Raw genomic sequence first — 1,279 nt, forward strand, 5'->3', positions numbered from 1 at the left:
TATGTCTCGCCGGATTTTCGCTGTCATTCCTCGCGGCATTTTCTCGAGCCCCTGCTGGAGCATCATGACCGCGAGGCGGTCGAGGTCACGGCCTATGCCGAGCTGAGCGTCGAAGACGCGGTCACCTCCCGCTACCGAGGTCACGTGGACCGCTGGGTGGGGACCCGGGGTCTGAGCGATGCGGAACTGGCCGAGCGGATCCGCGCCGATGGGATCGATATCCTGGTGGATCTCGCGGGACACACGGCGGGCAATCGGCTCGGGGTGTTCGCCCGTCGGCCGGCCCCGGTATCGGTCTCCTGGATGGGATATGGCTATACCACGGGGCTGAGTGCGATCGATTACTTTTTAACCGACGGGGTCATGACCCCGGCGGGCAGCGAGGGATTATTCGCCGAGCGCCCCTGGCGCCTCGATGTTCCCTCGCTGGTGTATCGTCCCGAGCCTGGAATGGGACCGGTCGGTTCCCTGCCCGCGCGTGTTTGGGGTGGAATCACCTTTGGGACGCTCACGCGCAGCGTGCGGATCAACCACCGCACCATTCGCGTCTGGTCCGAGATCCTCGACCGGGTGGGCGGCTCGCGGCTGGTGATCGACAGCAAGGATTTCGCGCCCGACTCGATGCGAGCGGCGCTGCAGGCGCGATTCGCGGAGCACGGCATCGGTCCCGAGCGGCTTGCGATCGGCTACCACAGTCCGCCCTGGGATCTGCTGCGCTGCATCGATATCGGGCTGGACTGTTTCCCGCACAACTCGGGCACCACGCTGATCGAAACCCTCTACATGGGGGTTCCCTTCATCACGCTGGCCGAGCGCCCGAGCGTCGGTCGGATTGGCAGTCTGATGCTCGAAGGCGCGGGTCATGGCGAGTGGATCGCCGGGAGCGAAGCGGAATACGTCGCCAAGGCGGTCGCGCTGGCCGGCGATCTGGCGTCTTTGTCCGAGATTCGCGCCGGTCTGCGCGGCGAATTGGAGTCCGGCCCGTGGCGTGACGAAGCGGGCTTTGCGCGCCGGGTCGAGCGGGCTTACCGAGAGATGTGGCGATGCTGGTGTGACGGCGAAGGGCGTCACCGGGGCGAGCCGGGAGAGGGTGGATCATGAGCGTGCAGGAGGTGTTCGATCAGGCCGTGGCGCACCATGGTGGTGGGCGTCTCGAGATGGCCGAGGGGCTGTATCGACAGGTCTTGGCGGAGCAGGGCGACCACCCGGGCGCGCATCACGGGCTCGGCGTGCTGGAGGTCGAGCGTGGCCGGATGGAGGAGGGACTGGGGCACCTGAG

At 66.8% G+C, this 1,279-nt stretch carries 1 protein-coding gene and 1 pseudogene; both read left to right on the forward strand.

The window, feature by feature from the left end:
• Positions 1-1,101: O-linked N-acetylglucosamine transferase family protein (locus D779_RS20675; RefSeq protein WP_043758397.1), on the forward strand; the 1,101-nt coding region annotated here is incomplete at its 5' end.
• Positions 1,098-1,279 (forward strand): annotated as a pseudogene (locus D779_RS22540) (tetratricopeptide repeat protein); the annotation flags it as partial. The gene D779_RS20675 and the pseudogene D779_RS22540, both read left to right, overlap by 4 nt.

It is taken from the genome of Imhoffiella purpurea (genome assembly GCF_000585215.1).
Lineage (GTDB): Bacteria > Pseudomonadota > Gammaproteobacteria > Chromatiales > Chromatiaceae > Imhoffiella > Imhoffiella purpurea.